We start from the raw sequence: 24,014 nt of genomic DNA on the forward strand, positions 1-24,014 counted from the left end.
CGCGGTGAACAGAGGGCCCCTGCCGTTCTTGCGATGATCGGGCGGTGACCTCGACACAGCAGCACCCTCCGCCCCCCGAGCCGCGGCACGGCAACGGCGCCTCGCCGGGCGGCGGACCCGGCCAGGGGGGCCATGGTGCCGGTGACGGCCACATCCACGGGCAGGGCGGGCGGTACGACCACGAACACACTGCCGGGCACGCCCACCATGACGAAAACGGCCACCCCCACGGCCCCGGCCGGCCCCATGACCGCTCGGCCCACGGCCAGGCCCCAGGTCATTCGCACGGACACAGCCACAGCCATGGCCCCGCCGCACCCGTCTCGAAGCATCTGCGCAAGGTCATCGCGGCGATCCTCATCCCCTTCACCGCCGCGGTCGTGGTCGGTCTGGTGGTGCTGTGGCCCGGCGGTGCTCCGCCGCACGAGCGCACGGGGGTCGGCTTCGACCGCCAGACACAGGCGGCTACGGTCACCAAGGTCGTCTCGGTCAGCTGCAAGTCGGTCAACGCCTCCGGAAGCGGCTCGATCGGCGACACCTCCACCGCCGACGGCACCTCCTCGAAGCAGGAGGACGGTGGCAGCTGCAAGAAGGCCACGGTCCGGGTCGACGCCGGCAAGGACAAGGGCCGTACGTTCACCGAGATCGTGCAGCCCGACCAGTCGCGGCAGTTGCACGAGGGCGAGAAGGTCGTGGCCGCGTACGAGCCCTCCGCGCCCAAGGATCTGCAGTACTCGGTCACCGACGTGAACCGGAAGTTCCCGATGGCCCTGCTGGCCGGGATCTTCGCGCTCGCCGTCGTGGTGGTGGGCCGGCTGCGCGGTGTGATGGCGCTGGTCGCGCTGGCCGTCAGCTTCCTGGTGCTGACCCTGTTCATCCTGCCGGCGGTCCTGCAGGGCTCGAATCCGCTGCTGGTGGCGGTGGTCGGGTCGAGCGCCATCATGCTGATCGCCCTGTACATGTGCCACGGGCTGTCCGCCCGGACCTCGGTCGCGGTGCTCGGCACGCTGGTCTCGCTGTGCCTGATCGGCCTGCTCGGCTCGGAGTTCATCGACTGGGCCGCGCTCACCGGCAACACCGACGACAGCACCGGCCTGATCCACGGCCTGTATCCGTCGATCGACATGAGCGGTCTGCTGCTGGCCGGTGTCATCATCGGCTCGCTGGGTGTCCTGGACGACGTGACGGTGACCCAGACCTCGGCCGTCTGGGAACTGCACGAAGCCAACCCGACGATGGGCTGGCGCGGGCTGTACCGGGCGGGCATCCGCATCGGCCGCGACCACATCGCCTCCGTCGTCAACACCCTCGTCCTGGCCTACGCGGGCGCCGCGCTGCCGCTGCTGCTGCTCTTCTCGATCGCGCAGAGCAGTGTGGCCGCGGTCGCCAACAGCGAACTGGTCGCCGAGGAGATCGTGCGCACGCTGGTCGGCTCGATCGGCCTGGTCGCCTCGGTGCCGGTCACCACGCTGCTCGCGGCCCTGGTGGTGTCGGCCGACCGGCCGGGCACGGAGACGTCCGCGGCCATGGAGGCCGCGTCAGCCGGGGCGACCGCGCCGGCCTCGGCGCGCGGTGGACGGGGGCGGCGCCGGAAGCGGTGAGGCACGGACGGCGCGGGTGAGGCACGGACGGCGCGGGTGAGACGCCAACGGCGCGGGTGACGAGACGAGCCGTCGGCGTCACCGGACCGCAGGCAGGTCTCGCGGACGCGCAGAAGCGTTCCTGCGCGTCCCCACGCGTCTCGGCGGAGCGGTGCGCGCCCCGTGCCGTAACGCTTCAGCCGGCGCTCTGTTCCTCGGCCAGGATGCGGTCCAGAGCCTCGTCCAGGTGGGCGTCGAAGTCGGCGAGGGAGCCCTCCTGACCGAGCGGCACCAGCTTGTCCGTACGGTCGAGGAAAGCCACCAGCGGCGGCGCGGAGGACCGGAACATCGCCTGGTCGCCGCCGACCTGAAGCCGGATCAGCACCTCGCCCAGCACCTCGGAGTCGGCGGGCGCGATGTGCACATCTCCCTCGCCGCACGGCCGCCCCACCCCGTCGATGAGGAGCTCCCGGCCGAAGGCCCAGGTCACCGGCGCGTCCCCGGGCAGGTGGAAGGTGAGCCGGACGGCATAGGGATCACAGGTCTCGTAGCGCAACTCCACGGGGATGCGGAAGGAGAGCTCCTCCGAGACGAGAAAGCTCATCATGACTTCTGCTTGTACGGACTCGCGCATTGCCTACCCCGTCATATGACACCGACTGGCCGGGATTTATCCCTTGATGGTGGTCAAATCTTGCTGAAAGTACACAGCAGATCACAAGGAGTGAGTTTTCAGATACTGATAGCGAGCGCCAGGGACCCCAGATGCCGGCCTACTTCGGCCTGCAACTGCCGCACGGCCGGCAGCAGCCGGTCGGCCTGGTGGAGGGGGAGGGAGATGGCGATCGTGGCGGCCGTGGTGCCGACGGTGAGGGGGATCGCCGCACAGACCGTCCCCAGCGTGTACTCCTGGCGTTCCACCACCGGGTCCATCCGCCGCGTCCGCTCCAGCCGTCGCAGCAGCGCCTGGCCGTCACGAACCGTGTACGGGGTGAGGGGTCGCACGGGATAGCGGCCGAGATGATCGCGGCGGACGTCCTCGTCCAACTGGGAGAGGAGACACTGGCCGACGGCGTGCGCGTGTCCGGTCTCGCGGAAGTCGGCCCACTCCTCGACCGCCGGGGCCCCCGGGGAGTCGGAGACGCACATGACCTCGATCTCGCCGTCCCGGTACAGGGCGTAGTACACCGGGACTCCGATCGAGTCCCGCCAGTGGGCGAGGGTGTCGACGACCGTGCTGCGACGTTTCTGCTGCGCTCCACTGCTGCTCAGCCGCTCCGCCGCCTCACCGAGGAAGAACAGCCCCTTGTCACGGCGCAGGTAGCCCTCGTGGACCAGGGTGCGCAGCAGGTGGTAGGCGGTGGGCAGGGCGAGGCCGGTCTCCCGGGCCAGTTGTTTGGCGGGGGCACCGTGTTCGTGTCCGGCGACGCACTCCAGCAGGCGCATCGCACGCTGCACGGAGCCGATGAGGGTGGCCGAATGCGGCTGTGCGGGGCCGGCCGGGGCGGCCGGCCGCTGCACGGGCGGCGTGCCGGAACGGCGTTGGATCGGGGGTGGGGGAAGTTCCGTGGGTACGGGGGCGGCGTCAAGCGTGGCCAAGGGTCACTCCCGGAGCGCGAGGGGGTCAGCGACTCTAACCGTCCGCCGCCGCTCTCGGTCGGCCCCTGCGGGAAACTTCCCTCCCCCGAGGGAACCGGTGATTCCTGTTACCGGTCACCGATTCCCACAGGTCTCACCAGTCGCTCTTCGACGAGGAGTTCGACATGAACTTCCGCACGATGTAGATCAGTCCGCCGACCAGCGCCACGAAGATCAGCAACTTGAAGAGCAGGAAGACCACCCAGCTGATCACGGCCGTGATGAGACCGCCGAACACCACCAGCGCGATGACCGGCACCGCGATCCACTTCACCCACCACGGCAGACCTGTGAAGATCTCTCGCATTGCCCTGTCCTCCGCCTTCTCGTGCGCTCCGGCACGTACGGTCTCGTGCGTCCCGCACGATGCGATGTCCTGCACCCGATGCTAGAGCCGCGAAGGGGTCGTACGGGGGCCCCGGATCCCTTGTCCTCCCCTGACCCTTCCCCTAGGGAACCCCGAGGGCCGAGGTCAGGCCTCGGGGGGAGAGAAGACGACCAGGACCCGCAGATCCTCGCTGATGTGATGGAACTTGTGGGCCACCCCGGCCGGCACGTACACCACGCTGCCCCGCGCCACCTGCGTGGTCTCCAGGCCGACGGTGATCGCGGCACGGCCGCTGACCACGAAGTAGACCTCGTCCTGGTTGTGCGGCTGCTGCGGGTCGTGCGAGCCCGCGTCGAGGGCGTAGAGGCCGACCGACATGTTCCGCTCCCGCAGGAACTGCAGATAGGCCCCGTCGTTGGCGGCGCGTTCCGCCTCCAGTTCGTCCAGCCGGAATGCCTTCATCGCGTTTGTCGCCCTCGCCCCACTGCTCGTATCCGATCTCTTCTGCCACGATCAGACACATGATGAATTTCGTAGTCAAGACGATCGCCAACGCGGGCGCCCTGGCGGTCGCCGTGTGGCTGCTCGACAAGATCACCCTGACCGGCGACAGCACCGCCAAGAAGGTCTGGACGCTGATCCTGGTGGCCCTGGTCTTCGGCCTGGTGAACTTCCTGGTCAAGCCGATCGTCAAGATCCTGACCTTCCCGCTGTTCATCCTCACCCTCGGCCTGATCACCCTGGTGGTCAACGCGCTGATGCTGCTGCTGACGTCCTGGGTGTGCGACAAGCTCGACCTGAGCTTCCACGTGGAGGGGTTCTGGACGGCCGTCCTGGGCGGTCTGATCATCTCGATCGTGTCCTGGGCCCTCAACATGATCCTTCCCGACACGGACTGAGCACCTGATGACCTACCGCGTCTGCTTCGTCTGCACCGGCAACATCTGCCGTTCCCCGATGGCCGAATCCGTCTTTCGTGCCCGCCTCACCGAGGCCGGGCTCGACGACCGTGTCGACGCCGACAGCGCCGGCACCGGCGGCTGGCACGAGGGCGACGGCGCCGACCCGCGCACTGTTCGCGTTCTCAGGGAGCACGGCTACGACAGCGACCACATCGCACGCCAGTTCCAGGCGTCCTGGTTCGCCCGCCTCGACCTCGTGATCGCCCTCGACTCCGGCCATCTCAAGGCCCTGCGCCGCCTCGCCCCCACCGAGGAGGACGCGCGCAAGGTACGCCTGCTGCGCTCGTACGACCCGGCCGCGGGCGACGACGTGGACGTACCGGATCCGTACTACGGCGGTCTGGACGGCTTCGAGGAGTGTCTTGAGATGGTGGAGGCGGCGAGCGAGGGCCTGCTCGCCGCCGTGCGGGACGAAGTGGAGGGAACGGCGGCATGAGCGAGGCGGTCATGGGCGAGGGCACGCGCGCGGTGCGTGCGGGGCTGCCCGAGCCGGTCAAGAACGAGCCGACCCTGCCCGGGCCGGTCTTCGCCGCGCACTTCCATCTGCCGGGTGAGGTGAGCGGCCCGTACGCCTACGGGCGCGACGAGAACCCGACCTGGACCCACCTGGAACGGGCCATCGGCGAGTTGGAGGCGCCCGGCGAGGACGTCGAGACGCTGGTGTTCGCCTCCGGTGTGGCGGCCATCGCGGCGGTGCTCTTTTCCCAGCTGAGCGCCGGGGACGCGGTCGTCCTGCCCTCCGACGGCTACCAGGTGCTGCCCCTGCTCCGCGCCCAGCTGGAGGCGTACGGCATCGAGGTGCGCACCGCGCCCACCGCCGGCGACGCCCAGCTCGACGTCCTGGACGGGGCGAAGCTGCTGCTGATCGAGTCGCCGTGCAATCCCGGGCTCGACGTCTGCGACATCCGGCGGCTCGCCGGGGCGGCACACGCGCGTGGCGCCCTCGTCGCCGTCGACAACACCCTCGCCACTCCGCTCGGCCAGCGGCCGCTGGCGCTGGGCGCCGACTTCTCCATGGCCAGCGGCACCAAGCAGCTCACCGGCCACGGGGACGTGCTGCTGGGATACGTCACCGGGCGCGACACGGCGGCCATGGCGGCCGTACGCCGCTGGCGCAAGATCATCGGGGCGATCTCCGGGCCCATGGAGGCCTGGCTGGCCCATCGCTCCCTGGCCACCCTCCAGTTGCGGGTGGACCGGCAGAACGCGACCGCCCTGCTGCTGGCGGAGGCGCTGCGCGAGCGGCCCGAGGTGACCGGGCTGCGCTACCCCGGGCTGTCCGACGACCCCGCGCACAAGATCGCCTCGCAGCAGATGCGCCGCTACGGCTCGGTCATCTCCTTCACGCTGCCCACACGCGCGCGTGCCGAGCGTTTTCTCCGGGCGCTGCGGCTGGTCGACGACGCGACGAGCTTCGGCGGGGTGCGTTCCACGGCCGAGCGGCGGCGGCGCTGGGGCGGGGACGATGTACCGGAGGGCTTCATCCGGCTGTCGGTCGGGGCCGAGGACCCCGATGATCTCGTGACCGATGTGCTGCGCGCGCTCGACGGGTCGGACCGGTGACCGGATTACGGACGCCCCCACGGGACCGGCTACGCATGACGGACGGTCCGAGCATCCCCCCTCGTCGCTCGGACCGTCCCGGTTCTCGTGTGCAAGAACCGCGCGACCAAGGCTAGTTGACTCTGCGTCAGTGTCCAATCACTGTAACGGCAGAGACCTATCGACTTATTTATAGTTGGGGACCTGCCCGAGGGCCGGAATGGGGCAGGGCGAACGGAAGGGAGTGCGATGGATCTGGCCTTGCTGCGCACCTTCGTCACCGTGCACCGGGCCGGCTCCTTCACCCGCGCCGCCGCCCTGCTCGGCCTCTCGCAGCCGGCCGTGACCTCCCAGATCCGGACCCTGGAACGACAGCTGGGCCGCCCGCTCTTCCTGCGCCAGGCCCGCGGGGTGACTCCCACGACCATCGGCGACGAGCTCGCCCACAAGGCCGCCCCGCACCTCGACGCCCTCGTGGAGATAGCGGAACGCGGCCTCGACGACGACTCCTCGGTACGCACCCTGCACCTCGCCGGCCCGCCCGAGTTCACCGCCGAACGCGCCCTGCCCGCTCTCACGGAGCTCACCGGCGACGACGGCCGGCGCTTCGCGCTGCGCGCCTCGTTCGGGAACGCCGAGGAGACCCTGGAGGGACTGTCCGCCGGACACCATGACCTGGCCATCAGTACGGTCAGGCCGCGTGGCGCCCTGCTCACCGCCAGCGCGCTCTGCGACGAGGAGCATGTACTGGTCGCCGCCCCGCGCTGGGCCGAGGAAATGGGTGCCGACACGGTGCGCGGCAAGGGCGCGGCCGCCCTGGAGAACCTGCCGGTCGTCGAGGTCCACGAGTCGCTGCCGTTCGTCTCGCGCTACTGGGGTTCCGTCTTCGACACACGTCCGGCCGCCTCGGGCACGGTCGTGGCACCCGATCTGCGCGCGGTCCTCGCCTGTACGGTCGCGGGTGCCGGCCTCGCGGTGCTGCCCCGGTATCTGTGCTCCGCCGCCCTGGAGCGCGGTGAGGTCGTGGCGCTGCACGATCCCGCGGTGCCCCCGCTGCGGACGTACTTCCTTGTAGTGCGCACCGGCACGCTCGCCATGCCGCATGTCGCGCGGGCGCACGACTGGCTCCAGCACGCGGCCGCGGACTGGGGCTGACCAGCGGGCAGTCCACGAGAGCCGAGCACGTTCGGCGGGTTGACGCAATGCGTCCTTGCCGTGACCCTTCGTGATGTTTCACGTGGAACCAGCTGGGCCACATTTCTCCCATGACCGTCCGACCCGTGGTCAAGCGCACCGCCCGTGCCGTCCTGCTGGACGGCGACGACCTGATTCTGATCAAGCGCACCAAGCCCGGTGTCGATCCCTACTGGGTCACTCCCGGTGGCGGGGTCGAGCCGGAGGACAGCACCGTCGTCGACGCCCTGCACCGCGAGGTGGACGAGGAGCTCGGCGCCAAGATCACCGACGTGGTGCCCTGCTTCGTCGACACCGTGGAGCACATCGGCGACAGCGGCAGCACGACCGGCGTGAAGGTGCAGCACTTCTTCGTCTGCCGGCTGGAGTCCATGGACCCTGCCCTGCGGCACGGCCCCGAGGTCGATGAGCCCGCCGGCGAGTACGAGATCGTACGCGTCCCCTTCACCCGTGTGGGGATCGCCTCCGTGCACCTCGTACCGCTGTCGCTGCGGCACTACCTGGACGGCAACATCGAGGGTGTGAGGGCCATGCACGCCCCGGACCTCGGATGAGAGATCACTCGCCGACGACGACCAGTTCCTCGGCCGGCCGCCTGCGGCCGGCCGAGGCCGGGCAGCTGGGGCTACGCGCACCGGACACCGCATGCTGTCCGCCGTGGCGCCTGAGGGCCCCCTGAAGGCGCGGCGGCCTGCCGTCGGCCGGTATTCACTCCCAGGGCTCTGCGGGCACGGGAGGGCAGCCCTGGGGCGCTTCCTGCCCGCCGTCCGGTGTCCCGGCCGGACACGACGGAGGGATCGACCGCGGGCCTGTCGCGGGACATGAAGCAGCCTCCGCCGTCCCCGTCGTCGTTCGCCGACGTGGTGGTCGGAGCATCCACGCAACGGGCGAATCATCGGCTCCCTCAATTACCCGAGGCCGCACGCCAGTTCATAGGCATCCCACAGATCCCGGCCCGTGTAGGAGTACGTCGCGAGACCGGCGAGGTATGCGTCCGCATTGACCGCTACGGACACCGGAACCGCGGCGAACAAGTCCCTGTCCGACATCGAGTCGCCGTAGGCGACACAGTCCGCCCGGCCGACCCCGAACTGCTCGCACAGACGGTCCGTGATCGTCACCTTGGCGGCGGCAGTGAGCACCCCCGCCGGGTCCACCGGTTCGGCGAACGGCACCGCCGGGAAGCGCGACCCGAAGGCCGCATGGGCTCCCCAGTCCAGCAGACGTTCCACGAAGAACGAGGGAGACAACGAGACCACCGCGCAGTAGTCCCCCGATCCCCTGATCTCGGTCCACACCTCACGGATACGGGCCAGCCAGGGCGCCCCGTCGAATGCCGCCGCCACATGCGCATCGGTCAGCTCGGCCCAGAGGGCGTACACCCGCGACGCGTACTCCGGCGGATCTATCCGCCCCGCCGAGATCGCCCGATCGAGCTCCATGGTCTCTGCTTCCAGGCCGAGTTGACGGGATATCTCGACGGGTGCGGAGGTGCCGTGCAGCAAAGTGCCGTCGAGATCGAAGAGATGCAGTCTCGCCATGGGCAGAGGCTAACGGGAAGCGGTCACAGCTCCTCGGCGCGGCGACGGACGGCAGCCATACGGCGATGTTTCACGTGAAACGTCCCGGGTCCGTCCGGGGGCACTGAGGGCTACGGCATGGCCAAAAGCGCGTGCGTCAGCCCTGAAAGCGGTGGACGCCAGGGGTCTCCGTCGGCAAGCCTGACCTGTGTGTCAACTCCTTCCGACGCCGCTCTGCCCATTCGTCGACTGACGCCACGCGATCTCAGCGCCTGCTCCGACTTGTCCGAGGATCGGGGTTGGCCCCGCGAGGAACACAAGTGGCGCTTGCTCCTCACGGCCGGGAAGGGGTACGGCATCGACGACCCCCACGGTGGCCTGGTCGCCGCCTGTGTCATCACGGAGTACGGCCCGAGGGAACGCCCGCACCTCGGCGCGGTCGGTATGGTCCTGGTCGCCGAACGGCACGCCCGCCAGGGCATCGGGCGCCGGCTGATGCGGCACATCGTCTCGGCCACGGGAACGACTCCCCTGACCCTGTACGCGACGCCGTACGGCCGTCCGCTCTACGAGGAGCTGGGGTTCAAGGTCACCGGTCGTTCGGAGATGTTGTCCGGGCACTTCACACCGGGCGGGTCCGAGCCTCGGGTGGCGACCCGGGCGGCCACCGCGGAGGACCTCGGCCCCATCCTCAGGCTGGACGAGGAGGTGTTCGGCGCCGACCGCACCCTTCTCATCACCCGGCTGCCCGCGTTCTCGGACCTGCTGCGGGTCGCCGTGGACGACGGGCGGATCGTCGGCTACGCGGCCGCCTGGCCGAACATGGAGACGCATGTCGTCGGACCGCTGATCGCCCGTGACACCGAGACGGCGAAGGCCCTGATCTCCTCGCTCGGCGCCCGCACCGAGCGCCCGCTCCGTACCGACATCGACGTCCGGCACGAGGAACTGCTGGCCTGGGCGAAGGCGCGTGGGCTGACCTCCGTCGCCATGAACTCCGTCATGACGTACGGCATCACGGAGTTGCCGGGAGACTGGACACGGCGGTTCGCGCCACTGACGGTCGCGGCGGGCTGAGAGCCATCGACACGTGGGGCCGGCTCCCCCGGGGAGAGTGCCGGCCTGCCACGGCGAGCGGGGGCTCTCAGGCCAGTGCCTGTACGGCCGCGGAGGCGAAGCCGTGATCCTGATCAGGCGCACCGCCGCCGACGCCGATCGCCCCGATGAGCCGGCCGTCCCGCTGGACGGGGACCCCGCCCGCGATGAACAGCAACGGCCTGTCGAGGGCCGTGGGCAGGGTGTGGAAGAGGCCGCCGGGCTGGACGGCGTCGACAAGGTCGGCGGTGGGTGTGTTCAGCTGGAGCGCCGTGTAGGCCTTGCGGGTGCTGGTCTCACCGGAGATCAGCACGGCGCGGTCGTCCCGCCGGAAGGCCAGCAGGTGGCCTCCGGCGTCCAGCACGGTGACGCTGACGGTGGCCCCGGCGGCCTCGGCGGCGCGGCCGGCCTCGGCGATCAGGAACTCCGCGTCCTGGATGGTGAGCGGGGCGACGGTGGTGGTGCTCATGGTTCTCCTCGGATGGTGCTGACGTGCGGTGGGAAGTGCGGGGGATCAGCGGTGGACCGACGACCGCTGTCCGGCGGGCGTGCCGCTGGTGACCACCGCGATCGGGGCGCTGTCGCGGCGCTCCAGGGCGGCCGACAGGAAGGCGAGGACGAGGGCGGCCGCGGCGAGGGCGGCGCCGACCCAGTCGGGTGAGGTGTAGCCGAAGCCCGCGGCGATCACGAGGCCGCCGAGCCAGGCGGACAGGGCGTTGCCGAGGTTGAACGCGCCGATGTTCACGGCCGAGGCCAGGGTGGGTGCGCCGTGAGCCTGGTCGAGGACGCGCTTCTGGAGCGGCGGGACGGTGGCGAAGCCCAGGGCGCCGATGAGGGCGACGGTCACAGCGGCCGCGATCTTGTTGTGCGCGGTGAGCGTGAAGAGTGCGAGGACCACGGCCAGGGCGCCCAGGGACACGTACAGCATGGGCATCAGGGCGCGGTCGGCGAACCTGCCGCCGATGAGGTTGCCGCCGACCATGCCGAGGCCGAAGAGGACCAGCAGCCAGGTGACGGAGCCGTCGGCGAAGCCGGTGACATGGGTCATCATCGGCGCGATGTAGGTGATGGCCGCGAAGACTCCGCCGAACCCGAGGACGGTCATCGCCATGGCGAGCAGGACCTGGGTGTTCTTGAACGCGGCCAGTTCGTGCCGCAGGTGCACGCCCTGCGGCTTGGGCAGCTCGGGGACCAGCTTGGCGATACCGGCCAGCCCGACGACGCCCAGGGCGGCGACGATGCCGAAGGTGACGCGCCAGCCGACGTGCTGCCCCACGAGGGTGCCGAGCGGGACGCCGATGACGTTGGCGACGGTGAGTCCGGTGAACATCATCGCGATGGCCCCCGCCTTCTTGCTCGGGGCGACCAGTTCGGCCGCCACGACCGAGCCGATGCCGAAGAAGGCACCGTGGGCGAGGGAGGCGACCACACGGCCGATCAGCATGACGGCGAAGGAGGGAGCCACGGCGGACAGCAGGTTGCCGGCGATGAACAGACCCATCAGCAGCATCAGCATCCGCTTGCGCGGGATCTTGGTGCCCAGCACGGTCATCAGCGGGGCGCCGATGACCACACCGAGCGCGTAGCCCGTCACCAGCAGGCCGGCGGTGGGGATGGATACGCCGAAGTCACCGGCGACCTGGGGCAGCAGGCCCATGATCACGAATTCGGTCGTTCCGATTCCGAAGGCCCCGATCGCGAGGGCCAGAAGCGCGAGAGGCATGGGGGTACGACCTTCCCAGACGATTGCAGGTGCGCTTTGCATGCGTCCACAATAATTGCAGACGCTGGTTATATGCAAGCGAGGGATGTTGCGCGCTTGCTCTATCCTGGGTTCAGCCGCTCCGGGACGGAGGAAAACGCCAATGACAGCGACAGACCCCGCACTCACCGCCCTCGCCCAGGGCTGGTGCGCCCTCTCCCTGCTGCACGGGAGGATCGAGGCACACATAGAGCGCGCCCTGCAGGCCAGGCACGACCTGAGCGTGCGCGAGTACTCCCTGCTCGACGTCCTCAGCCGGCAGCACGACGGCGAAGGGGGCCATCTGCAGATGAAGCAGGTCGCCGACGCGGTCGTCCTCAGCCAGAGCGCCACCACGCGGCTGGTCACGCGTCTGGAGGACCGCGGCCTTCTGGAGCGCTACCTCTGCCCGACCGACCGCCGCGGCATCTACACGAACGTCACCGAGGCAGGCCTGCTGCTGCTGGAAGAGGCTCGCCCCACCAACGACACGGCGCTGCGCGAGGCCCTCGACGAAGCGGCCAGGAACCCGGAGCTGGCTCCCCTGGTCCGGGCCGTGGAGTCGCTGCACGTGCCCGCATAGGCTGCCGGCATGGGAGACCTTGACGTACGCGCCGCAGTCGCCGACGACATCCCGGCGATCGTCGGCATGCTCGCCGACGACCCACTCGGCGCCCAGCGGGAATCACCGGACGACCTGACGCCCTATCTGAGCGCCCTGGAACGGCTCAGTGCCGATCCCAACCAACAGTTGGTCGTCGCCGTCCGCGAAGGCCGCGTTGTCGGCACGCTCCAGCTCACGGTCGTCCCCGGGCTGTCCAGGCGCGGCGCCAGCCGGTCGATCATCGAAGCCGTGCGTATCCACGCCGACGAGCGCGGCAGCGGGCTGGGCACCCGCTTCATCGAGTGGGCGATCGACGAATCCCGCCGCCAGGGCTGCCGACTGGTTCAGCTGACCTCGGACGCGTCACGAACCGACGCCCATCGCTTCTACGAGCGGCTCGGCTTCACCCCCTCGCACGTGGGCTTCAAGCTCGAAATCTGAATCCCAGCGACTCGGACACCTCAGCGGCTCCTAGCCGAGCAGTGCCATCACACGGGGGTGGCGTTTCACGTGAAACACCGCCCCCGCCTTCTCCTCCGCTAGCCGATCCCCCGCCATCCCTCGGGGTCCACTCCACCGGGGACGGGAGCCGTCTCGTCGTACGGCTGACGCGTAAACACAAATGATCCGAGGTCCAGATGGCTCACCGTGCCGTCCGGCCGCCGTACCGGCCGCAGCAACTCCCCGGCGTAGTAGCCCTCCAGGCCCGTCCAGGTGCCGTCGCCGTTGGAACAGAAACGGGCCCGGCGGCCGACGCCGGTGAGCGGCTCCAGCGAGATGAGCCCGTCGGCCGTCACCCGCAGCACGAAGGCATGTGTGCCCCAGTACCACGGGCCCGCCAACTCCAGCACGGAAGGCTCGACTTGGGTCAGGGGACGCCACGGCTCAGGGATGCGCGGCTCGGCCTCCGCGACGATACGGACGAGGTCGGCACCGGTGGCTGACAGCAGCGGACCCGAGGTGCAGTTCGCCAGCACCACGGCCGCCACGTCGTCGTCCACACTGATGGTGAGGTTGGCCAGGAAGCCGGGCAGCGAGCCGGAGTGCCCCACGAGCAGCCTGCCGTCACGACGCTGGATCTGCAGACCGAGGCCGTAGGTGGCGCCGTCCAGTACGTCGGCGGGCTCGGAGGGGGCGGCCGGGGTACGCATCTCCCGCACCGACTCGGCGCTCAGTACCCGGTCGTCCCCGGCCGCCAGGAACACGGCGAAGCGGGCCAGGTCGCCGGTGGTCGACCAGAGCTGCCCGGCCGGTGCCATCCGGCCGAGGTCCTCCAACGGTTCCGGGAGCATGGCGTCGGCCCAGGGATGCACCGCCCAGCCACCGGCGTGCGGCGCCCGCGGCTGGGTGCTCGTGCGGGCGAGGCCCAGAGGTTCGAGCACCTCCCGCCGCAGCACCTCATCCCAGGGGGCACCGCGGAGTTCCTCGACCAGCGCGCCGAGCAAGGTGTAGCCGGGGTTCGAGTAGTGGTGCCTGCGACCGACGGGGTGCAGCAGGGGCTGTTCACCGAGGACATCATCGAGCTCGGGCCGCAGCGAACCCGGCGTGCGCTCCCACCAGGGAGCCGGCGACTCCGCCGCCAGGCCTCCGGTGTGCGCGAGGAGTTCGGCAATGGTCGCCTCCCCCGCGCCGGTGCCCGGTAGGTACTTCTCCAAGGAATCACCGAGGTCGAGCAGCCCTTCGTCACGAAGCCTCAGCACCAGAACGGCCGTGAACGTCTTGGTGATCGAGCCGATCCGGTACTGCACGTCCTCGTCCGGCCCGTGTCCGTCCACCGAAGTCCGCGCCCCGTGCCAGACGGCGCGGCCGCCTCGCACGACCGCCGCCACCAGTGACGGCGCCCGGCCTTCGGACTGGGCCACGGCGATCCGGTGCAGCAGGGCCCGCCGGGTGGCGGGGAGCAGCTCTTCCTGGAATGTCGTCATGTGCCCAGTCCACCTGGTGGGCGGACCGACGTCGAGTCCATTTGGGGTGACGCCGCTCAGGTCAGCGCCGTTCGCTTGCGGGGATCAGGTCTGCGCCATGTCCACGAAGCGGGAGTAGTGGCCCTGGAAGGCCACGGTGATCGTCGCCGTAGGCCCGTTTCGGTGCTTGCCGACGATGATGTCCGCCTCGCCCGCGCGCGGCGACTCCTTCTCGTAGGCGTCCTCGCGGTGGAGCAGGATGACCATGTCGGCGTCCTGCTCGATGGAGCCGGACTCACGCAGGTCGGACACCATGGGCTTCTTGTCCGTACGCTGCTCCGGACCACGGTTGAGCTGCGAGAGCGCGATCACCGGGACCTCCAGCTCCTTCGCCAGCAGCTTGAGGTTCCGGGACATGTCCGAGACCTCCTGCTGTCGGCTCTCGGACCGCTTGCCACCGGACTGCATCAGCTGAAGATAGTCGATGATCACGAGCTTGATGTCGTTGCGCTGCTTGAGCCGGCGGCACTTGGCGCGGATCTCCATCATCGACAGGTTCGGGGAGTCGTCGATGTAGAGCGGCGCGGCCGAGACATCGGGCATCCGGCGGGCCAGCCGGGTCCAGTCCTCGTCCGTCATCGTGCCGGACCGCATGTGGTGCAGGGCGACCCGGGCCTCCGCCGACAACAGGCGCATCGCGATCTCGTTGCGGCCCATTTCGAGGGAGAAGATGACGCTGGGCAGATTGTGCTTGATCGACGCGGCCCGCGCGAAGTCCAGCGCGAGGGTGGACTTGCCCATGGCGGGGCGGGCGGCGATGACGATCATCTGGCCGGGGTGCAGGCCGTTGGTGAGCGAGTCCAGGTCGGTGAAACCGGTAGGGACGCCGGTCATCTCGCCGGTGCGGGAGCCGATCGCCTCGATCTCGTCGAGGGCGCCCTCCATGATGTCGCCGAGCGGGAGGTAGTCCTCACTGGTGCGCTGCTCGGTGACGGCGTAGATCTCGGCCTGGGCGCTGTTGACGATCTCGTCGATGTCGCCGTCGGCCGCGTATCCCATCTGGGTGATGCGCGTCCCGGCCTCGACCAGGCGGCGCAGTACGGCCCGCTCGTGGACGATCTCCGCGTAGTACTCGGCGTTCGCCGCCGTCGGCACCGTCTGGACGAGGGTGTGCAGATAGGAGGCGCCGCCGACCTTGTTGATCTCGCCGCGTTTGGTGAGCTCGGCAGCGATGGTGATGGGGTCGGCCGGCTCACCCTTCGCGTAGACGTCGAGGATCGCCTGGTAGATCGTCTCGTGTGCGGGCTTGTAGAAATCGTGGCCCTTGAGGATCTCGACGACGTCGGCGATGGCGTCCTTGGAGAGCAGCATGCCGCCGAGCACGGACTGCTCGGCGTCCAGGTCCTGCGGGGGAACCCGCTCGAAGGTGGTGCCCCCGCCGTCCCAGTCCCCGCTGTCCCGGCCCCGGTCGTGCCGGTCGTCCCGGCCGCGGCCGCCCTCGCCCCGTCGGCGGGAGGCGGGCAGACGATCACCGGGACCGGCGTCGGCCCACGGATCGTCCAAGGGCTCGGAAATGCTCACCGAGCCACCTCCTCCCGTCCGCACCGCGGACCTCGCCATGCCCTCTTTTGTACGGCACGGCACTGACAACTGAGACGCCCCATTCCGGTTCTGGACGCGTCGGTTTTATGAGGTTTCCGAGGCCGTGACAAGGAGCGGGTGCCGGACCACGGTAGGCCCGCGGGCACCGTCAGCCAATCTGGTTATCCACAGGCCATGTGGACGACGGCCCGTATGCTGTGGAGAACCCGCCAAAACCTGTGCACGACGCGGTGGACAGCCCTGTGAACAAGCCCTCGAACCCTGTCCACAACCGCCCCTGACCTGCGGCTTTCCCATCCACCGGCTGTGCAGAAGAAAAACTTCCCCAGTCGGGCCAAGATCGCTTCGAACAGTGCACGACAGCGTGGGGCGTACAGCCAACAGTAAGGATCACTGGCGGATTGCATCTCTTACCTGTGGACGATTAGATTAGCCCGCATGTCACAGGCTCCCGCGATCCCCAAGGCCACGCGGCGACGGCACGATCGGGAGATCGTCGCACTGGCCGTCCCGGCCTTCGGCGCCCTCGTCGCCGAGCCGCTCTTCGTCATGGCCGACAGCGCGATCGTCGGCCATCTCGGCACCGCACAGCTCGCCGGCCTCGGGATCGCCTCAGCCCTCCTCACCACCGCCGTGAGCGTCTTCGTCTTCCTCGCCTACGCCACCACGGCCGCCGTCGCCCGCAGGGTCGGCGCCGGCGATCTCCAGGCAGCGGTCCGCCAGGGCATGGACGGCATCTGGCTGGCACTGCTGCTCGGCACCGCGGTCATCGCCTTCGTCCTGCCCCTCGCACCGGGCATCGTGGACGTCTTCGGTGCCTCGGCCACCGCAGCCCCCTACGCGACCACCTACCTGAGGATCTCCTCTCTCGGCATCCCGGCCATGCTGGTTGTCCTCGCCGCCACCGGCGTCCTGCGCGGTCTCCAGAACACCCGCACCCCGCTGTACGTCGCCGTGGCGGGATTCATCGCGAACGCCGGGCTCAACGTGGCGCTTGTCTACGGTGTCGGACTGGGCATCGCCGGCTCCGCCTGGGGCACGGTCATTGCCCAGTGCGGGATGGCGGCGGTCTATCTGACCGTCGTCGTGCGGGGCGCGCGCAGGCACGGGGCGTCGCTGCGTCCCGACACCGCCGGGATACGGGCCTCGGCACAGGCCGGCGCACCCCTGCTCGTCCGGACGCTCTCGCTGCGGGCCATCCTCATGATTGCCACCGCCGTGGCGGCCCGGCTCGGTGATGCGGACATCGCCGCCCATCAGATCGTGCTGTCCCTGTGGAGTCTGCTGGCCTTCGCCCTGGACGCGATCGCGATCGCCGGGCAGGCCGTCATCGGCCGCTATCTCGGGGCGGACGACGCTGTCGGTGCCCGCGAGGCCTGCCGCCGCATGGTCCAGTGGGGTATCGCCACCGGAGTGGTCCTGGGCCTGCTCGTGATCGGCGCCCGGCCGCTTTTCCTTCCCTTGTTCACCGGTGACCCCACCGTGAAGGACACCGCCCTGCCGGCGCTGCTCATCGTGGCGTTCTCCCAGCCGATCTCCGGCGTGGTATTCGTCCTCGACGGCGTACTGATGGGTGCCGGAGACGGGCGGTATCTCGCCGGGGCCATGGTCCTGACTCTCGCGGTCTTCGCGCCGGCGGCGCTGCTCGTGCCCGCCTTCGGCGGCGGGCTCACGGCGCTCTGGGGAGCCATGACACTGATGATGGCCGTGCGGATGCTCACCCTCTGGCTGCGTGCCCGCTCCGGCCGGTGGATCGTGACCGGCGCGACGCGCTGACCGTTGTGTCCTGACGCCGGTTTCACGTGAAACACGCGAGCTGTCACGTTTCACGTGAAACACCCACGGCTCCACGCCCGCGGCGGCAACCAAAGGCCTAACCGAAGGGATAGACCAGAGACACCAGACCAAAGGCCAGAGGCCAGAGGCCAGAGGCCAGAGGGCAGAGGCCAGAGGGCACCAAACCAAAGGGGCCGCACCCTCACGGGTGCGGCCCCTTTCAGCTACTGCTCAGACCGAGCGCGGCGTCAGGCCGCGATAACCTCGATGTTGACCTTGGCGGCAACCTCGGGGTGCAGACGCACGGACGTCTCGTGGGCGCCCAGGGTCTTGATCGGCGAACCGACCTCGATGCGGCGCTTGTCGACCTCGGGGCCACCGGCGGCCTTGATCGCCGAAGCGATGTCGGCCTGGGTGACGGAACCGAAGAGGCGACCGGCGTCGCCGGCACGGACGGCCAGACGGACCTTGACGCCCTCGAGCTGGGCCTTCACCTGGTTGGCCTGCTCGATGGTCTGAATCTCGTGGATCTTGCGAGCACGACGGATCTGCTCGACGTCCTTCTCGCCACCCTTGGTCCAGCGGATCGCGAACTTCCGCGGGATCAGGTAGTTGCGTGCGTAGCCGTCCTTGACGTCGACGACTTCGCCGGCAGCGCCGAGGCCGGAGACCTCGTGGGTGAGGATGATCTTCATGAGTCGGTCACCCTTTCCTTAGCGCGCGGTGGACGTGTAGGGCAGCAGCGCCATCTCACGGCTGTTCTTGACGGCCGTGGCGACGTCACGCTGGTGCTGCGTGCAGTTGCCGGTCACGCGGCGGGCACGGATCTTGCCGCGGTCGGAAATGAACTTCCGCAGCATGTTCGTGTCCTTGTAGTCCACGTACGTGACCTTGTCCTTGCAGAAAGCGCAGACCTTCTTCTTCGGCTTGCGCACAGGCGGCTTCGCCATGGTGATTCTCCTGTGTGATCAAGAAGTGGGGATACGAGCCACTGGCCCTTAGAAGGGAGGCTCGTCCGAGTAGCCGCCACCGCCGCCGGAGCCGCCGGAGCCGCCGCCCCAGCCGCCGCCACCCTGGTTGCCGCCACCGGCCGGAGCGCTGGAAGCCCAGGGGTCGTCGTTGGGAGCGCCGCCCTGCTGGCCGCCGCCGGAGCCGCCGCCCCAGCCGCCGCCACCCTGGCCGCCGCCACCGCCGTAACCGCCCTGGCCACCGCGGCCGGCACCGCCGGCGGTCTTGGTGACCTTGGCCGTGGCGCTCCGCAGGCTGGCGCCGACTTCCTCGACGTCCAGCTCGTAGACCGTGCGCTTGACACCCTCACGGTCCTCGTAGGACCGCTGCTTCAGTCGGCCCTGCACGATGACGCGCATGCCTCGCTGGAGCGACTCCGCGACGTTCTCCGCCGCCTGACGCCAGACCGAGCAGGTCAGGAACAGGCTCTCGCCGTCCTTCCACTCGTTCGTCTGACGGTCGAAGGTGCGGGGGGTGGACGCGACACGGAACTTCGCGACCGCCGCACCGGAGGGGGTGAAGCGCAGCTCGGGGTCATCGACAAGATTGCCGACGACCGTGATGACGGTCTCGCCTGCCATGGGGGAACCTCTCGGCGGGTTTGCTGCTGGCTGCTTGTGCTGCTACTCGGAATCCCGAGACCGGCTGAGCGGTGAGCTCAGTGGGTCTCGGGACGGAGGACCTTGGTCCGGAGGACCGACTCGTTCAGGTTCATCTGGCGGTCGAGCTCCTTGACGACCGCAGGCTCGGCCTGCAGGTCGATGACCGAGTAGATGCCCTCGGGCTTCTTCTTGATCTCGTACGAGAGACGACGACGGCCCCAGGTGTCGACCTTCTCGACCTTGCCGTTGCCCTCACGGACGACGGAGAGGAAGTTCTCGATCAGGGGGGCGACAGCGCGCTCCTCCAGATCGGGGTCGAGGATGACCATCACCTCGTAGTGACGCATGTGGAACCCACCTCCTTTGGACTCAGCGGCCACGGTCGTTCCGTGGCAGGAGGGTTGTGATGCGTACGCAACGGTATCGGCCGCCACTGACATTCGGGGGTTCCCGCTGGGATCCCGGTCAGGGCATGGGCAGACACCGGTGCAGACGGTACAGAGTACCCGCACACCCGCTTCCGGTTGAAATCAGGCCGCCGGGACCCTCAGTCTGTACACATCGGGTGTGTACGGCGCTACAGTGCGCCGCCTTCCGCAGGAGGTGCCCTATGGCACAGGCATTGCGACCCAACACCGCCGGATCCCTCTTCGCCACCGACGGCCAAACCCATCCGCTCCAGGACTCCCTGATGGCAGTGACGTTGGCGCTCGGGCTGATCGCCTTCATCACGTCGTTCTTCCACAGCCTGAACCTGCTCAGCTCCTGGACCGGCCTGATCGGTATCTTCACCGGTCTGTACGGGCAGTGGATCTCGATCACCACGCGCGAGCGCTTCGGTCTGATCCTGGGTCTCGGTACCTCGGGCATCGGTTTCTTCATCAGCATGGCCAACGGCGGCCTGTTCGGCTAGTCCGGCACCCGCGACAGCACCGTGCTACGCCCCGGCCGGACAGGAGCCGGGGCGTAGGTGGCGCACGCCCAGTCAGGTCGTGGACAAGGCGCAGTAGGCTTCGGCGCGAGAGCCGGAGCCCCTGTACCCATGGGGACACACCAGCCCGAGGAGCGCCCCGACATGAGCCTGACCCTGAGGACCATCAGCCGCGAACAGCATCTGGCGTACATCCAGAGCCTGCAGGCGGCGAGCCACATGCAGGTCCCGGCCTGGGCCGATGTCAAGGCGGAATGGCGTTCGGAGAACCTCGGCTGGTTCGACGAGCGCACCGGCGAGATGGTCGGCGCGGGCCTGGTGCTGTACCGCCAGCTGCCCAAGATCAAGCGCTACCTCGCCTACCTTCCCGAGGGCCCGGTCATCAACTGGTTCGCGCCGAATCTCGACGAGTGGCTCCAGCCGATGCTGGCCCACCTCAAGCAGCAGGGCGCGTTCTCGGTGAAGATGGGCCCGCCGGTGATCATCCGGCGCTGGGAGTCCAACTCCATCAAGCAGGGCATCCAGAACCCGGATGTGAAGCGCCTGCGCGACATCGAGGCCGACTTCATCGAGCCGCGCGCCTTCGAAGTGGCCGACAAGCTGCGCCGGATGGGCTGGCAGCAGGGTGAGGACGGCGGCGCCGGCTTCGGCGACGTCCAGCCCCGCTACGTCTTCCAGGTGCCGCTGGCGAACCGTTCCCTGGAAGAGGTCCACAGGAACTTCAACCAGCTGTGGCGGCGCAACATCAAGAAGGCCGAGAAGGCGGGCGTCGAGGTCGTCCAGGGCGGCTACCAGGACCTTGCGGAGTGGCAGCGGCTGTACGAGATCACGGCCGTGCGCGACCACTTCCGGCCGCGCCCGCTGTCGTACTTCCAGCGCATGTGGACGGCCCTCAACACCGAGGACCCCAACCGGATGCGGCTGTACTTCGCCCGGCACAACGGGGTCAACCTGTCCGCGGCGACCATGCTGATCGTCGGCGGGCACGTCTGGTACTCCTACGGCGCCTCCGACAACATCGGCCGTGAGGTGCGGCCCTCGAACGCCATGCAGTGGCGGATGCTGCGCGACGCCTACGCGCTCGGCGCCACCGTCTACGACCTGCGTGGCATCTCCGACTCACTGGACGAGACGGACCACCTCTTCGGCCTGATCCAGTTCAAGGTGGGCACCGGCGGAGAGGCCGCCGAATACCTCGGCGAATGGGACTTCCCGCTGAACAAGCTGCTCCACAAGGCGCTCGACATCTACATGTCGCGCCGCTGACGTCACGCTCCGTGCTTCTATAGCCCTGACACACCGTAGTCCTCTGGCAACCCCAGCCACCCAGAAAGGTTCCAGGTCCGGCCATGGCGCTCACGCTCTACGTCGACACCGCGCGCTGGCGGGCGCACCACAAGCACGTGCAGGAGCAGTTCCCGGGCCTGGTACCGGTCTGCAAGGGCAACGGCTACGGCTTCGGGCACGAGCGGCTGGCGGAGGAGGCCACACGGCTCGGCTCGGACATCCTTGCCGTCGGCACGACGTACGAGGCCGCACGCATCAAGGACTGGTTCGGCGGCGACCTGCTCGTGCTGACGCCGTACCGGCGCGGCGAGGAACCGGTGCCGCTGCCCGACCGGGTCATCCGCTCGGTGTCGTCCATCGACGGTGTGTACGGCCTGGTGGGCGCCCGGGTGGTCATCGAGGTGATGTCCACGATGAAGCGGCACGGCATCAGCGAGCAGGACCTGCCGCAGCTGCACTCGGCCATAGAGAACGTCCGCCTGGAGGGTTTCGCCATCCATCTGCCGCTGGACCGTACCGACGGCTCGGACGCCGTCGAGGAGGTCATCGGCTGGATGGACCGACTGCGCGCGGCGCGGCTGCCGCTGCACACGATGTTCGTCAGCCACCTCAAGGCCGACGAACTCGCCCGGCTGCGGCAGCAGTTCCCGCAGACCCGGTTCCGGGCCCGGATCGGCACCCGGCTGTGGCTGGGGGACCATGACGCGACCGAGTACCGCGGGGCGGTCCTGGACGTCACGCGGGTCGCCAAGGGCGACCGGTTCGGCTACCGGCAGCAGAAGGCTGCCTCTGACGGCTTCCTGGTGGTCGTGGCGGGCGGTACGTCGCACGGGGTGGGCCTGGAGGCCCCCAAGGCCCTGCACGGCGTCATGCCGCGCGCCAAGGGCGTCGCACGGGCCGGCCTGGCCACGGTGAACCGGAACCTTTCTCCGTTCGTCTGGGGCGGCAAGCAGCGCTGGTTCGCGGAGCCGCCGCACATGCAGGTGTCGATCCTCTTCGTGCCCTCCGACGCCCCGGAGCCGAAGGTCGGCGAGGAACTGGTGGCCCATCTGCGGCACACCACGACCCAGTTCGACCGTCTCGTGGACCGCTGACCGTTCGCAGGACAGGAAAAAGGGCCGTACACGGAGTCCGTGTACGGCCCTTCTCATGCCCAGGAAGCGTGTTCGCTCAGAGCGAACCACTCTCGGAGGACCGGCTTCCCCATTCCACCTGCGGGCCCTCGAACTGGGCGGCGTGGCGCGGGGGATGAGCCGCCGCACCGAGCACGAAGACGTCTTCGGCACCGTCCAGCACCCCGCCCGAGGGATCGTCGTCCCCGGCGCGGCGCACCACGTCCCGCTCGGGCAGGAGGATGTCACGGACGACCATCCCGCACAGGTAGAGCGTGCCCAGCAGATGCACGGCGATGGCCCAGTGGTAGCCGTCCGTCGGCAGGCCCTTGTGGGCGTCTCCGCTGGTCGTGTACGCGAGGTACATCCAGATGCCCAGGAAGTACGCCACCTCGCACGCCTGCCAGATCAGGAAGTCACGCCACTTGGGGCGGGCGAGGACGGCCAGCGGCACCAGCCACAGCACGTACTGCGGTGAGTAGACCTTGTTGGTGAGGATGAAGGCCGCTACCACCAGGAAGGCCAGCTGGGCGAAGCGCGGTCGGCGCGGGGCGGTGAGCGTCAGGGCGGCGATGCCGAGGAAACAGAGCAGAACCAGGACCGTGGCCGCGGTGTTCACGAAGTCGGTGCTGGGCGGGGTGGTCGTGTTCTGCGCCCAGATCAGCCAGAAGGAACCGAAGTCCACGCCCCGCTCCTGGCTGAAGGTGTAGAACTTCGACCAGCCGTCGAAGGCGAAGATCATCACCGGCAGGTTGACGACGAGCCAGGCGGCCACCGCGCCACCGGTGGCGACGAAGAACTCCCGCCATTTGCCCGCCCGCCAGCACAGGAGGAACAGCGGCCCCAGCAGGAACACGGGATACAGCTTGGCGGCCGTGGCAAGCCCCAGGAGGACGCCGAAGGCCAGGGGACGGCTCCGGGACCACATCAGCATCGCCGCGGCCGTCAGAGCGACCGCCAGGAGGTCCCAGTTGATGGTGGCGGTCAGGGCGAAGGCGGGCGCCAGGGCGACCAGCAGGCCGTCCCAGGGGCGCCGGCGGTGCGTACGGACCACGCACACCGCGATGACGGCGGCGCACAGCATCAGCATTCCGGCGTTGACGAACCAGTACACCTGCTCCTGGAGCATGATGCTGCCGCTGCCCGGCGTGATCCATGCGGCCACCTCCATGAACACACCGGTCAGCACCGGGTATTCGAGGTAGTCCATGTCACCCGGGAGCTTGTCGAAGTACGGCACCAGACCGTCGGCGAACCCGCGCCCCTGGTAGAGGTGCGGAATGTCCGAGTAGCAGGCGTGGGTGTACTGGGAACTCGCGCCGAAGAACCAGCCGCTGTCGTAGCAGGGCAGCTTCTGCACCATGCCGAGGGCGAACATCCCGACCGCCACGATGACGACCACCCGCAGCGGCGTCCACCAGGACGTCCCGAGCAGGGCACGCCGCCCGATGGGGCCGCCGATCAGCTCACTCCCGGCCGCGGCGACCTCGTCTTCCCTGGTCGGCCGCACCGGCTCCGGCTCGCGCACGCCCGCGGGCGTCGTCTCTGCACTGGGCATGGGGCCCATCCTGCCGTACCTCTCTAGGAA

At 69.2% G+C, this 24,014-nt stretch carries 27 protein-coding genes; 13 read left to right on the forward strand and 14 right to left on the reverse strand.

Annotation, left to right across the window (positions count from 1 at the left end; genetic code table 11):
- Positions 1 to 44: 44 nt before the first annotated feature.
- Positions 45 to 1,601, forward strand: a complete 1,557-nt coding sequence (locus tag AB0P24_RS29750; protein ID WP_365799307.1) for a YibE/F family protein — start codon at positions 45 to 47, stop codon at positions 1,599 to 1,601.
- Positions 1,602 to 1,776: 175 nt separating this feature from the next.
- On the opposite strand, the gene AB0P24_RS29755 is transcribed toward AB0P24_RS29750, so the two are convergent.
- The 4 genes from AB0P24_RS29755 to AB0P24_RS29770 all read right to left on the reverse strand — a co-directional run bounded on the left by AB0P24_RS29755 (position 1,777) and on the right by AB0P24_RS29770 (position 4,008).
- A complete protein-coding gene (locus tag AB0P24_RS29755; RefSeq protein ID WP_365799309.1) occupies positions 1,777 to 2,214 on the reverse strand; it encodes an SsgA family sporulation/cell division regulator in 438 nt (145 codons plus the stop codon).
- 98 nt (positions 2,215 to 2,312) lie between these two features.
- The gene (locus tag AB0P24_RS29760; protein WP_365799353.1) at positions 2,313 to 3,038 is read right to left on the reverse strand and encodes a helix-turn-helix domain-containing protein; all 726 of its coding nucleotides are present in this window, start codon (positions 3,036 to 3,038) and stop codon (positions 2,313 to 2,315) included.
- Between the two features lie 274 nt (positions 3,039 to 3,312).
- A complete protein-coding gene (locus tag AB0P24_RS29765) occupies positions 3,313 to 3,525 on the reverse strand; it encodes a DUF5326 family protein (RefSeq protein ID WP_089100495.1) in 213 nt (70 codons plus the stop codon).
- A gap of 165 nt (positions 3,526 to 3,690) precedes the next feature.
- Positions 3,691 to 4,008 (reverse strand): cupin domain-containing protein, encoded by a 318-nt coding sequence (locus tag AB0P24_RS29770; protein WP_181808054.1) that lies wholly within the window; start codon positions 4,006 to 4,008, stop codon positions 3,691 to 3,693.
- A gap of 59 nt (positions 4,009 to 4,067) precedes the next feature.
- Between AB0P24_RS29770 and AB0P24_RS29775 the strand changes: the two genes are divergently transcribed.
- The 5 genes from AB0P24_RS29775 to AB0P24_RS29795 all read left to right on the forward strand — a co-directional run bounded on the left by AB0P24_RS29775 (position 4,068) and on the right by AB0P24_RS29795 (position 7,798).
- Positions 4,068 to 4,445, forward strand: coding sequence for a phage holin family protein (locus AB0P24_RS29775; RefSeq protein WP_365799312.1), 378 nt, complete (start codon positions 4,068 to 4,070; stop codon positions 4,443 to 4,445).
- Positions 4,446 to 4,452: 7 nt separating this feature from the next.
- Positions 4,453 to 4,944 (forward strand): low molecular weight protein-tyrosine-phosphatase, encoded by a 492-nt coding sequence (locus AB0P24_RS29780; RefSeq protein ID WP_365799314.1) that lies wholly within the window; start codon positions 4,453 to 4,455, stop codon positions 4,942 to 4,944.
- Positions 4,941 to 6,071, forward strand: a complete 1,131-nt coding sequence (locus AB0P24_RS29785) for a cystathionine gamma-lyase (RefSeq protein ID WP_365799315.1) — start codon at positions 4,941 to 4,943, stop codon at positions 6,069 to 6,071. Before AB0P24_RS29780 ends, AB0P24_RS29785 begins: the two co-directional genes overlap by 4 nt.
- A gap of 228 nt (positions 6,072 to 6,299) precedes the next feature.
- Positions 6,300 to 7,205, forward strand: coding sequence for a LysR family transcriptional regulator (locus AB0P24_RS29790; RefSeq protein WP_365799316.1), 906 nt, complete (start codon positions 6,300 to 6,302; stop codon positions 7,203 to 7,205).
- Positions 7,206 to 7,315: 110 nt separating this feature from the next.
- Entirely contained in the window at positions 7,316 to 7,798 is a 483-nt protein-coding gene (locus AB0P24_RS29795; protein ID WP_365799317.1) for an NUDIX hydrolase, read from the forward strand.
- Between the two features lie 354 nt (positions 7,799 to 8,152).
- On the opposite strand, the gene AB0P24_RS29800 is transcribed toward AB0P24_RS29795, so the two are convergent.
- On the reverse strand, positions 8,153 to 8,785 hold the full coding sequence (locus AB0P24_RS29800; protein ID WP_365799318.1) for an HAD-IB family phosphatase: 633 nt from the start codon (positions 8,783 to 8,785) through the stop codon (positions 8,153 to 8,155).
- A gap of 189 nt (positions 8,786 to 8,974) precedes the next feature.
- On the opposite strand from AB0P24_RS29800, the gene AB0P24_RS29805 reads away from it, so the two are divergent.
- Positions 8,975 to 9,841 carry a GNAT family N-acetyltransferase gene (locus AB0P24_RS29805; RefSeq protein WP_365799320.1) on the forward strand — a complete coding sequence of 289 codons (867 nt, stop codon included), beginning with the start codon at positions 8,975 to 8,977 and terminating at the stop codon, positions 9,839 to 9,841.
- Between the two features lie 67 nt (positions 9,842 to 9,908).
- On the opposite strand, the gene AB0P24_RS29810 is transcribed toward AB0P24_RS29805, so the two are convergent.
- Both AB0P24_RS29810 and AB0P24_RS29815 read right to left on the reverse strand, forming a co-directional pair.
- Positions 9,909 to 10,328 (reverse strand): heme-binding protein, encoded by a 420-nt coding sequence (locus tag AB0P24_RS29810; protein WP_365799322.1) that lies wholly within the window; start codon positions 10,326 to 10,328, stop codon positions 9,909 to 9,911.
- A gap of 45 nt (positions 10,329 to 10,373) precedes the next feature.
- The gene (locus AB0P24_RS29815) at positions 10,374 to 11,582 is read right to left on the reverse strand and encodes an MFS transporter (protein ID WP_365799324.1); all 1,209 of its coding nucleotides are present in this window, start codon (positions 11,580 to 11,582) and stop codon (positions 10,374 to 10,376) included.
- 142 nt (positions 11,583 to 11,724) lie between these two features.
- On the opposite strand from AB0P24_RS29815, the gene AB0P24_RS29820 reads away from it, so the two are divergent.
- Positions 11,725 to 12,183 carry a MarR family transcriptional regulator gene (locus tag AB0P24_RS29820; RefSeq protein WP_365799326.1) on the forward strand — a complete coding sequence of 153 codons (459 nt, stop codon included), beginning with the start codon at positions 11,725 to 11,727 and terminating at the stop codon, positions 12,181 to 12,183.
- Positions 12,184 to 12,192: 9 nt separating this feature from the next.
- Complete coding sequence (locus AB0P24_RS29825; protein ID WP_365799328.1) at positions 12,193 to 12,645, forward strand: GNAT family N-acetyltransferase; 453 nt, start codon at positions 12,193 to 12,195, stop codon at positions 12,643 to 12,645.
- 98 nt (positions 12,646 to 12,743) lie between these two features.
- Here the strand turns inward: AB0P24_RS29825 and AB0P24_RS29830 are convergent, their stop codons facing one another.
- The gene (locus AB0P24_RS29830; RefSeq protein ID WP_365799330.1) at positions 12,744 to 14,129 is read right to left on the reverse strand and encodes a serine hydrolase domain-containing protein; all 1,386 of its coding nucleotides are present in this window, start codon (positions 14,127 to 14,129) and stop codon (positions 12,744 to 12,746) included.
- Between the two features lie 84 nt (positions 14,130 to 14,213).
- On the reverse strand, positions 14,214 to 15,689 hold the full coding sequence (gene dnaB, locus AB0P24_RS29835; protein ID WP_365799332.1) for a replicative DNA helicase: 1,476 nt from the start codon (positions 15,687 to 15,689) through the stop codon (positions 14,214 to 14,216).
- A gap of 459 nt (positions 15,690 to 16,148) precedes the next feature.
- Between dnaB and AB0P24_RS29840 the strand changes: the two genes are divergently transcribed.
- Positions 16,149 to 17,486, forward strand: a complete 1,338-nt coding sequence (locus AB0P24_RS29840) for an MATE family efflux transporter (RefSeq protein WP_365799334.1) — start codon at positions 16,149 to 16,151, stop codon at positions 17,484 to 17,486.
- Between the two features lie 248 nt (positions 17,487 to 17,734).
- Here the strand turns inward: AB0P24_RS29840 and rplI are convergent, their stop codons facing one another.
- The 4 genes from rplI to rpsF form a co-directional block, all read right to left on the reverse strand.
- A complete protein-coding gene (gene rplI / locus AB0P24_RS29845) occupies positions 17,735 to 18,181 on the reverse strand; it encodes a 50S ribosomal protein L9 (RefSeq protein ID WP_181805019.1) in 447 nt (148 codons plus the stop codon).
- An 18-nt stretch (positions 18,182 to 18,199) separates the two neighbouring features.
- Positions 18,200 to 18,436: a 30S ribosomal protein S18 gene (gene rpsR / locus AB0P24_RS29850; protein ID WP_003949403.1), complete on the reverse strand. Its 237-nt coding sequence runs from the start codon at positions 18,434 to 18,436 to the stop codon at positions 18,200 to 18,202.
- Positions 18,437 to 18,484: 48 nt separating this feature from the next.
- Positions 18,485 to 19,075: a single-stranded DNA-binding protein gene (locus tag AB0P24_RS29855; protein ID WP_365799336.1), complete on the reverse strand. Its 591-nt coding sequence runs from the start codon at positions 19,073 to 19,075 to the stop codon at positions 18,485 to 18,487.
- A 77-nt stretch (positions 19,076 to 19,152) separates the two neighbouring features.
- Positions 19,153 to 19,443, reverse strand: a complete 291-nt coding sequence (gene rpsF / locus AB0P24_RS29860; protein WP_005482942.1) for a 30S ribosomal protein S6 — start codon at positions 19,441 to 19,443, stop codon at positions 19,153 to 19,155.
- 263 nt (positions 19,444 to 19,706) lie between these two features.
- On the opposite strand from rpsF, the gene AB0P24_RS29865 reads away from it, so the two are divergent.
- The 3 genes from AB0P24_RS29865 (at position 19,707) to AB0P24_RS29875 (ending at position 22,408) form a co-directional block, all read left to right on the forward strand.
- Positions 19,707 to 20,009 (forward strand): hypothetical protein, encoded by a 303-nt coding sequence (locus tag AB0P24_RS29865; protein ID WP_365799338.1) that lies wholly within the window; start codon positions 19,707 to 19,709, stop codon positions 20,007 to 20,009.
- A 162-nt stretch (positions 20,010 to 20,171) separates the two neighbouring features.
- On the forward strand, positions 20,172 to 21,293 hold the full coding sequence (locus tag AB0P24_RS29870) for a peptidoglycan bridge formation glycyltransferase FemA/FemB family protein (protein WP_365799340.1): 1,122 nt from the start codon (positions 20,172 to 20,174) through the stop codon (positions 21,291 to 21,293).
- Positions 21,294 to 21,376: 83 nt separating this feature from the next.
- Positions 21,377 to 22,408 carry an alanine racemase gene (locus tag AB0P24_RS29875; protein ID WP_365799342.1) on the forward strand — a complete coding sequence of 344 codons (1,032 nt, stop codon included), beginning with the start codon at positions 21,377 to 21,379 and terminating at the stop codon, positions 22,406 to 22,408.
- A gap of 76 nt (positions 22,409 to 22,484) precedes the next feature.
- Here AB0P24_RS29875 and AB0P24_RS29880 read toward each other — a convergent pair whose 3' ends face one another.
- Positions 22,485 to 23,984: a glycosyltransferase 87 family protein gene (locus AB0P24_RS29880; RefSeq protein WP_365799344.1), complete on the reverse strand. Its 1,500-nt coding sequence runs from the start codon at positions 23,982 to 23,984 to the stop codon at positions 22,485 to 22,487.
- Positions 23,985 to 24,014: the final 30 nt, after the last annotated feature.

Origin of the sequence: Streptomyces sp. NPDC086519 (assembly GCF_040686075.1) — a bacterium.
Taxonomy (GTDB): Bacteria; Actinomycetota; Actinomycetes; order Streptomycetales; family Streptomycetaceae; genus Streptomyces; species Streptomyces shenzhenensis.

Excerpts from the sequence above, each read along its gene's own strand:
- AB0P24_RS29755 (WP_365799309.1), bottom strand. The coding sequence starts at position 2,214 with ATGCGCGAGTCCGTACAAGCAGAAGTCATGATGAGCTTTCTCGTCTCG.
- AB0P24_RS29765 (WP_089100495.1), bottom strand. The coding sequence starts at position 3,525 with ATGCGAGAGATCTTCACAGGTCTGCCGTGGTGGGTGAAGTGGATCGCG.
- AB0P24_RS29770 (WP_181808054.1), bottom strand. The coding sequence starts at position 4,008 with ATGAAGGCATTCCGGCTGGACGAACTGGAGGCGGAACGCGCCGCCAAC.
- AB0P24_RS29775 (WP_365799312.1), top strand. The coding sequence starts at position 4,068 with ATGATGAATTTCGTAGTCAAGACGATCGCCAACGCGGGCGCCCTGGCG.
- AB0P24_RS29780 (WP_365799314.1), top strand. The coding sequence starts at position 4,453 with ATGACCTACCGCGTCTGCTTCGTCTGCACCGGCAACATCTGCCGTTCC.
- AB0P24_RS29785 (WP_365799315.1), top strand. The coding sequence starts at position 4,941 with ATGAGCGAGGCGGTCATGGGCGAGGGCACGCGCGCGGTGCGTGCGGGG.
- AB0P24_RS29790 (WP_365799316.1), top strand. The coding sequence starts at position 6,300 with ATGGATCTGGCCTTGCTGCGCACCTTCGTCACCGTGCACCGGGCCGGC.
- AB0P24_RS29795 (WP_365799317.1), top strand. The coding sequence starts at position 7,316 with ATGACCGTCCGACCCGTGGTCAAGCGCACCGCCCGTGCCGTCCTGCTG.
- AB0P24_RS29800 (WP_365799318.1), bottom strand. The coding sequence starts at position 8,785 with ATGGCGAGACTGCATCTCTTCGATCTCGACGGCACTTTGCTGCACGGC.
- AB0P24_RS29810 (WP_365799322.1), bottom strand. The coding sequence starts at position 10,328 with ATGAGCACCACCACCGTCGCCCCGCTCACCATCCAGGACGCGGAGTTC.
- AB0P24_RS29815 (WP_365799324.1), bottom strand. The coding sequence starts at position 11,582 with ATGCCTCTCGCGCTTCTGGCCCTCGCGATCGGGGCCTTCGGAATCGGA.
- AB0P24_RS29820 (WP_365799326.1), top strand. The coding sequence starts at position 11,725 with ATGACAGCGACAGACCCCGCACTCACCGCCCTCGCCCAGGGCTGGTGC.
- AB0P24_RS29825 (WP_365799328.1), top strand. The coding sequence starts at position 12,193 with ATGGGAGACCTTGACGTACGCGCCGCAGTCGCCGACGACATCCCGGCG.
- AB0P24_RS29830 (WP_365799330.1), bottom strand. The coding sequence starts at position 14,129 with ATGACGACATTCCAGGAAGAGCTGCTCCCCGCCACCCGGCGGGCCCTG.
- AB0P24_RS29840 (WP_365799334.1), top strand. The coding sequence starts at position 16,149 with ATGTCACAGGCTCCCGCGATCCCCAAGGCCACGCGGCGACGGCACGAT.
- rplI (WP_181805019.1), bottom strand. The coding sequence starts at position 18,181 with ATGAAGATCATCCTCACCCACGAGGTCTCCGGCCTCGGCGCTGCCGGC.
- rpsR (WP_003949403.1), bottom strand. The coding sequence starts at position 18,436 with ATGGCGAAGCCGCCTGTGCGCAAGCCGAAGAAGAAGGTCTGCGCTTTC.
- AB0P24_RS29855 (WP_365799336.1), bottom strand. The coding sequence starts at position 19,075 with ATGGCAGGCGAGACCGTCATCACGGTCGTCGGCAATCTTGTCGATGAC.
- rpsF (WP_005482942.1), bottom strand. The coding sequence starts at position 19,443 with ATGCGTCACTACGAGGTGATGGTCATCCTCGACCCCGATCTGGAGGAG.
- AB0P24_RS29865 (WP_365799338.1), top strand. The coding sequence starts at position 19,707 with ATGGCACAGGCATTGCGACCCAACACCGCCGGATCCCTCTTCGCCACC.
- AB0P24_RS29870 (WP_365799340.1), top strand. The coding sequence starts at position 20,172 with ATGAGCCTGACCCTGAGGACCATCAGCCGCGAACAGCATCTGGCGTAC.
- AB0P24_RS29875 (WP_365799342.1), top strand. The coding sequence starts at position 21,377 with ATGGCGCTCACGCTCTACGTCGACACCGCGCGCTGGCGGGCGCACCAC.
- AB0P24_RS29880 (WP_365799344.1), bottom strand. The coding sequence starts at position 23,984 with ATGCCCAGTGCAGAGACGACGCCCGCGGGCGTGCGCGAGCCGGAGCCG.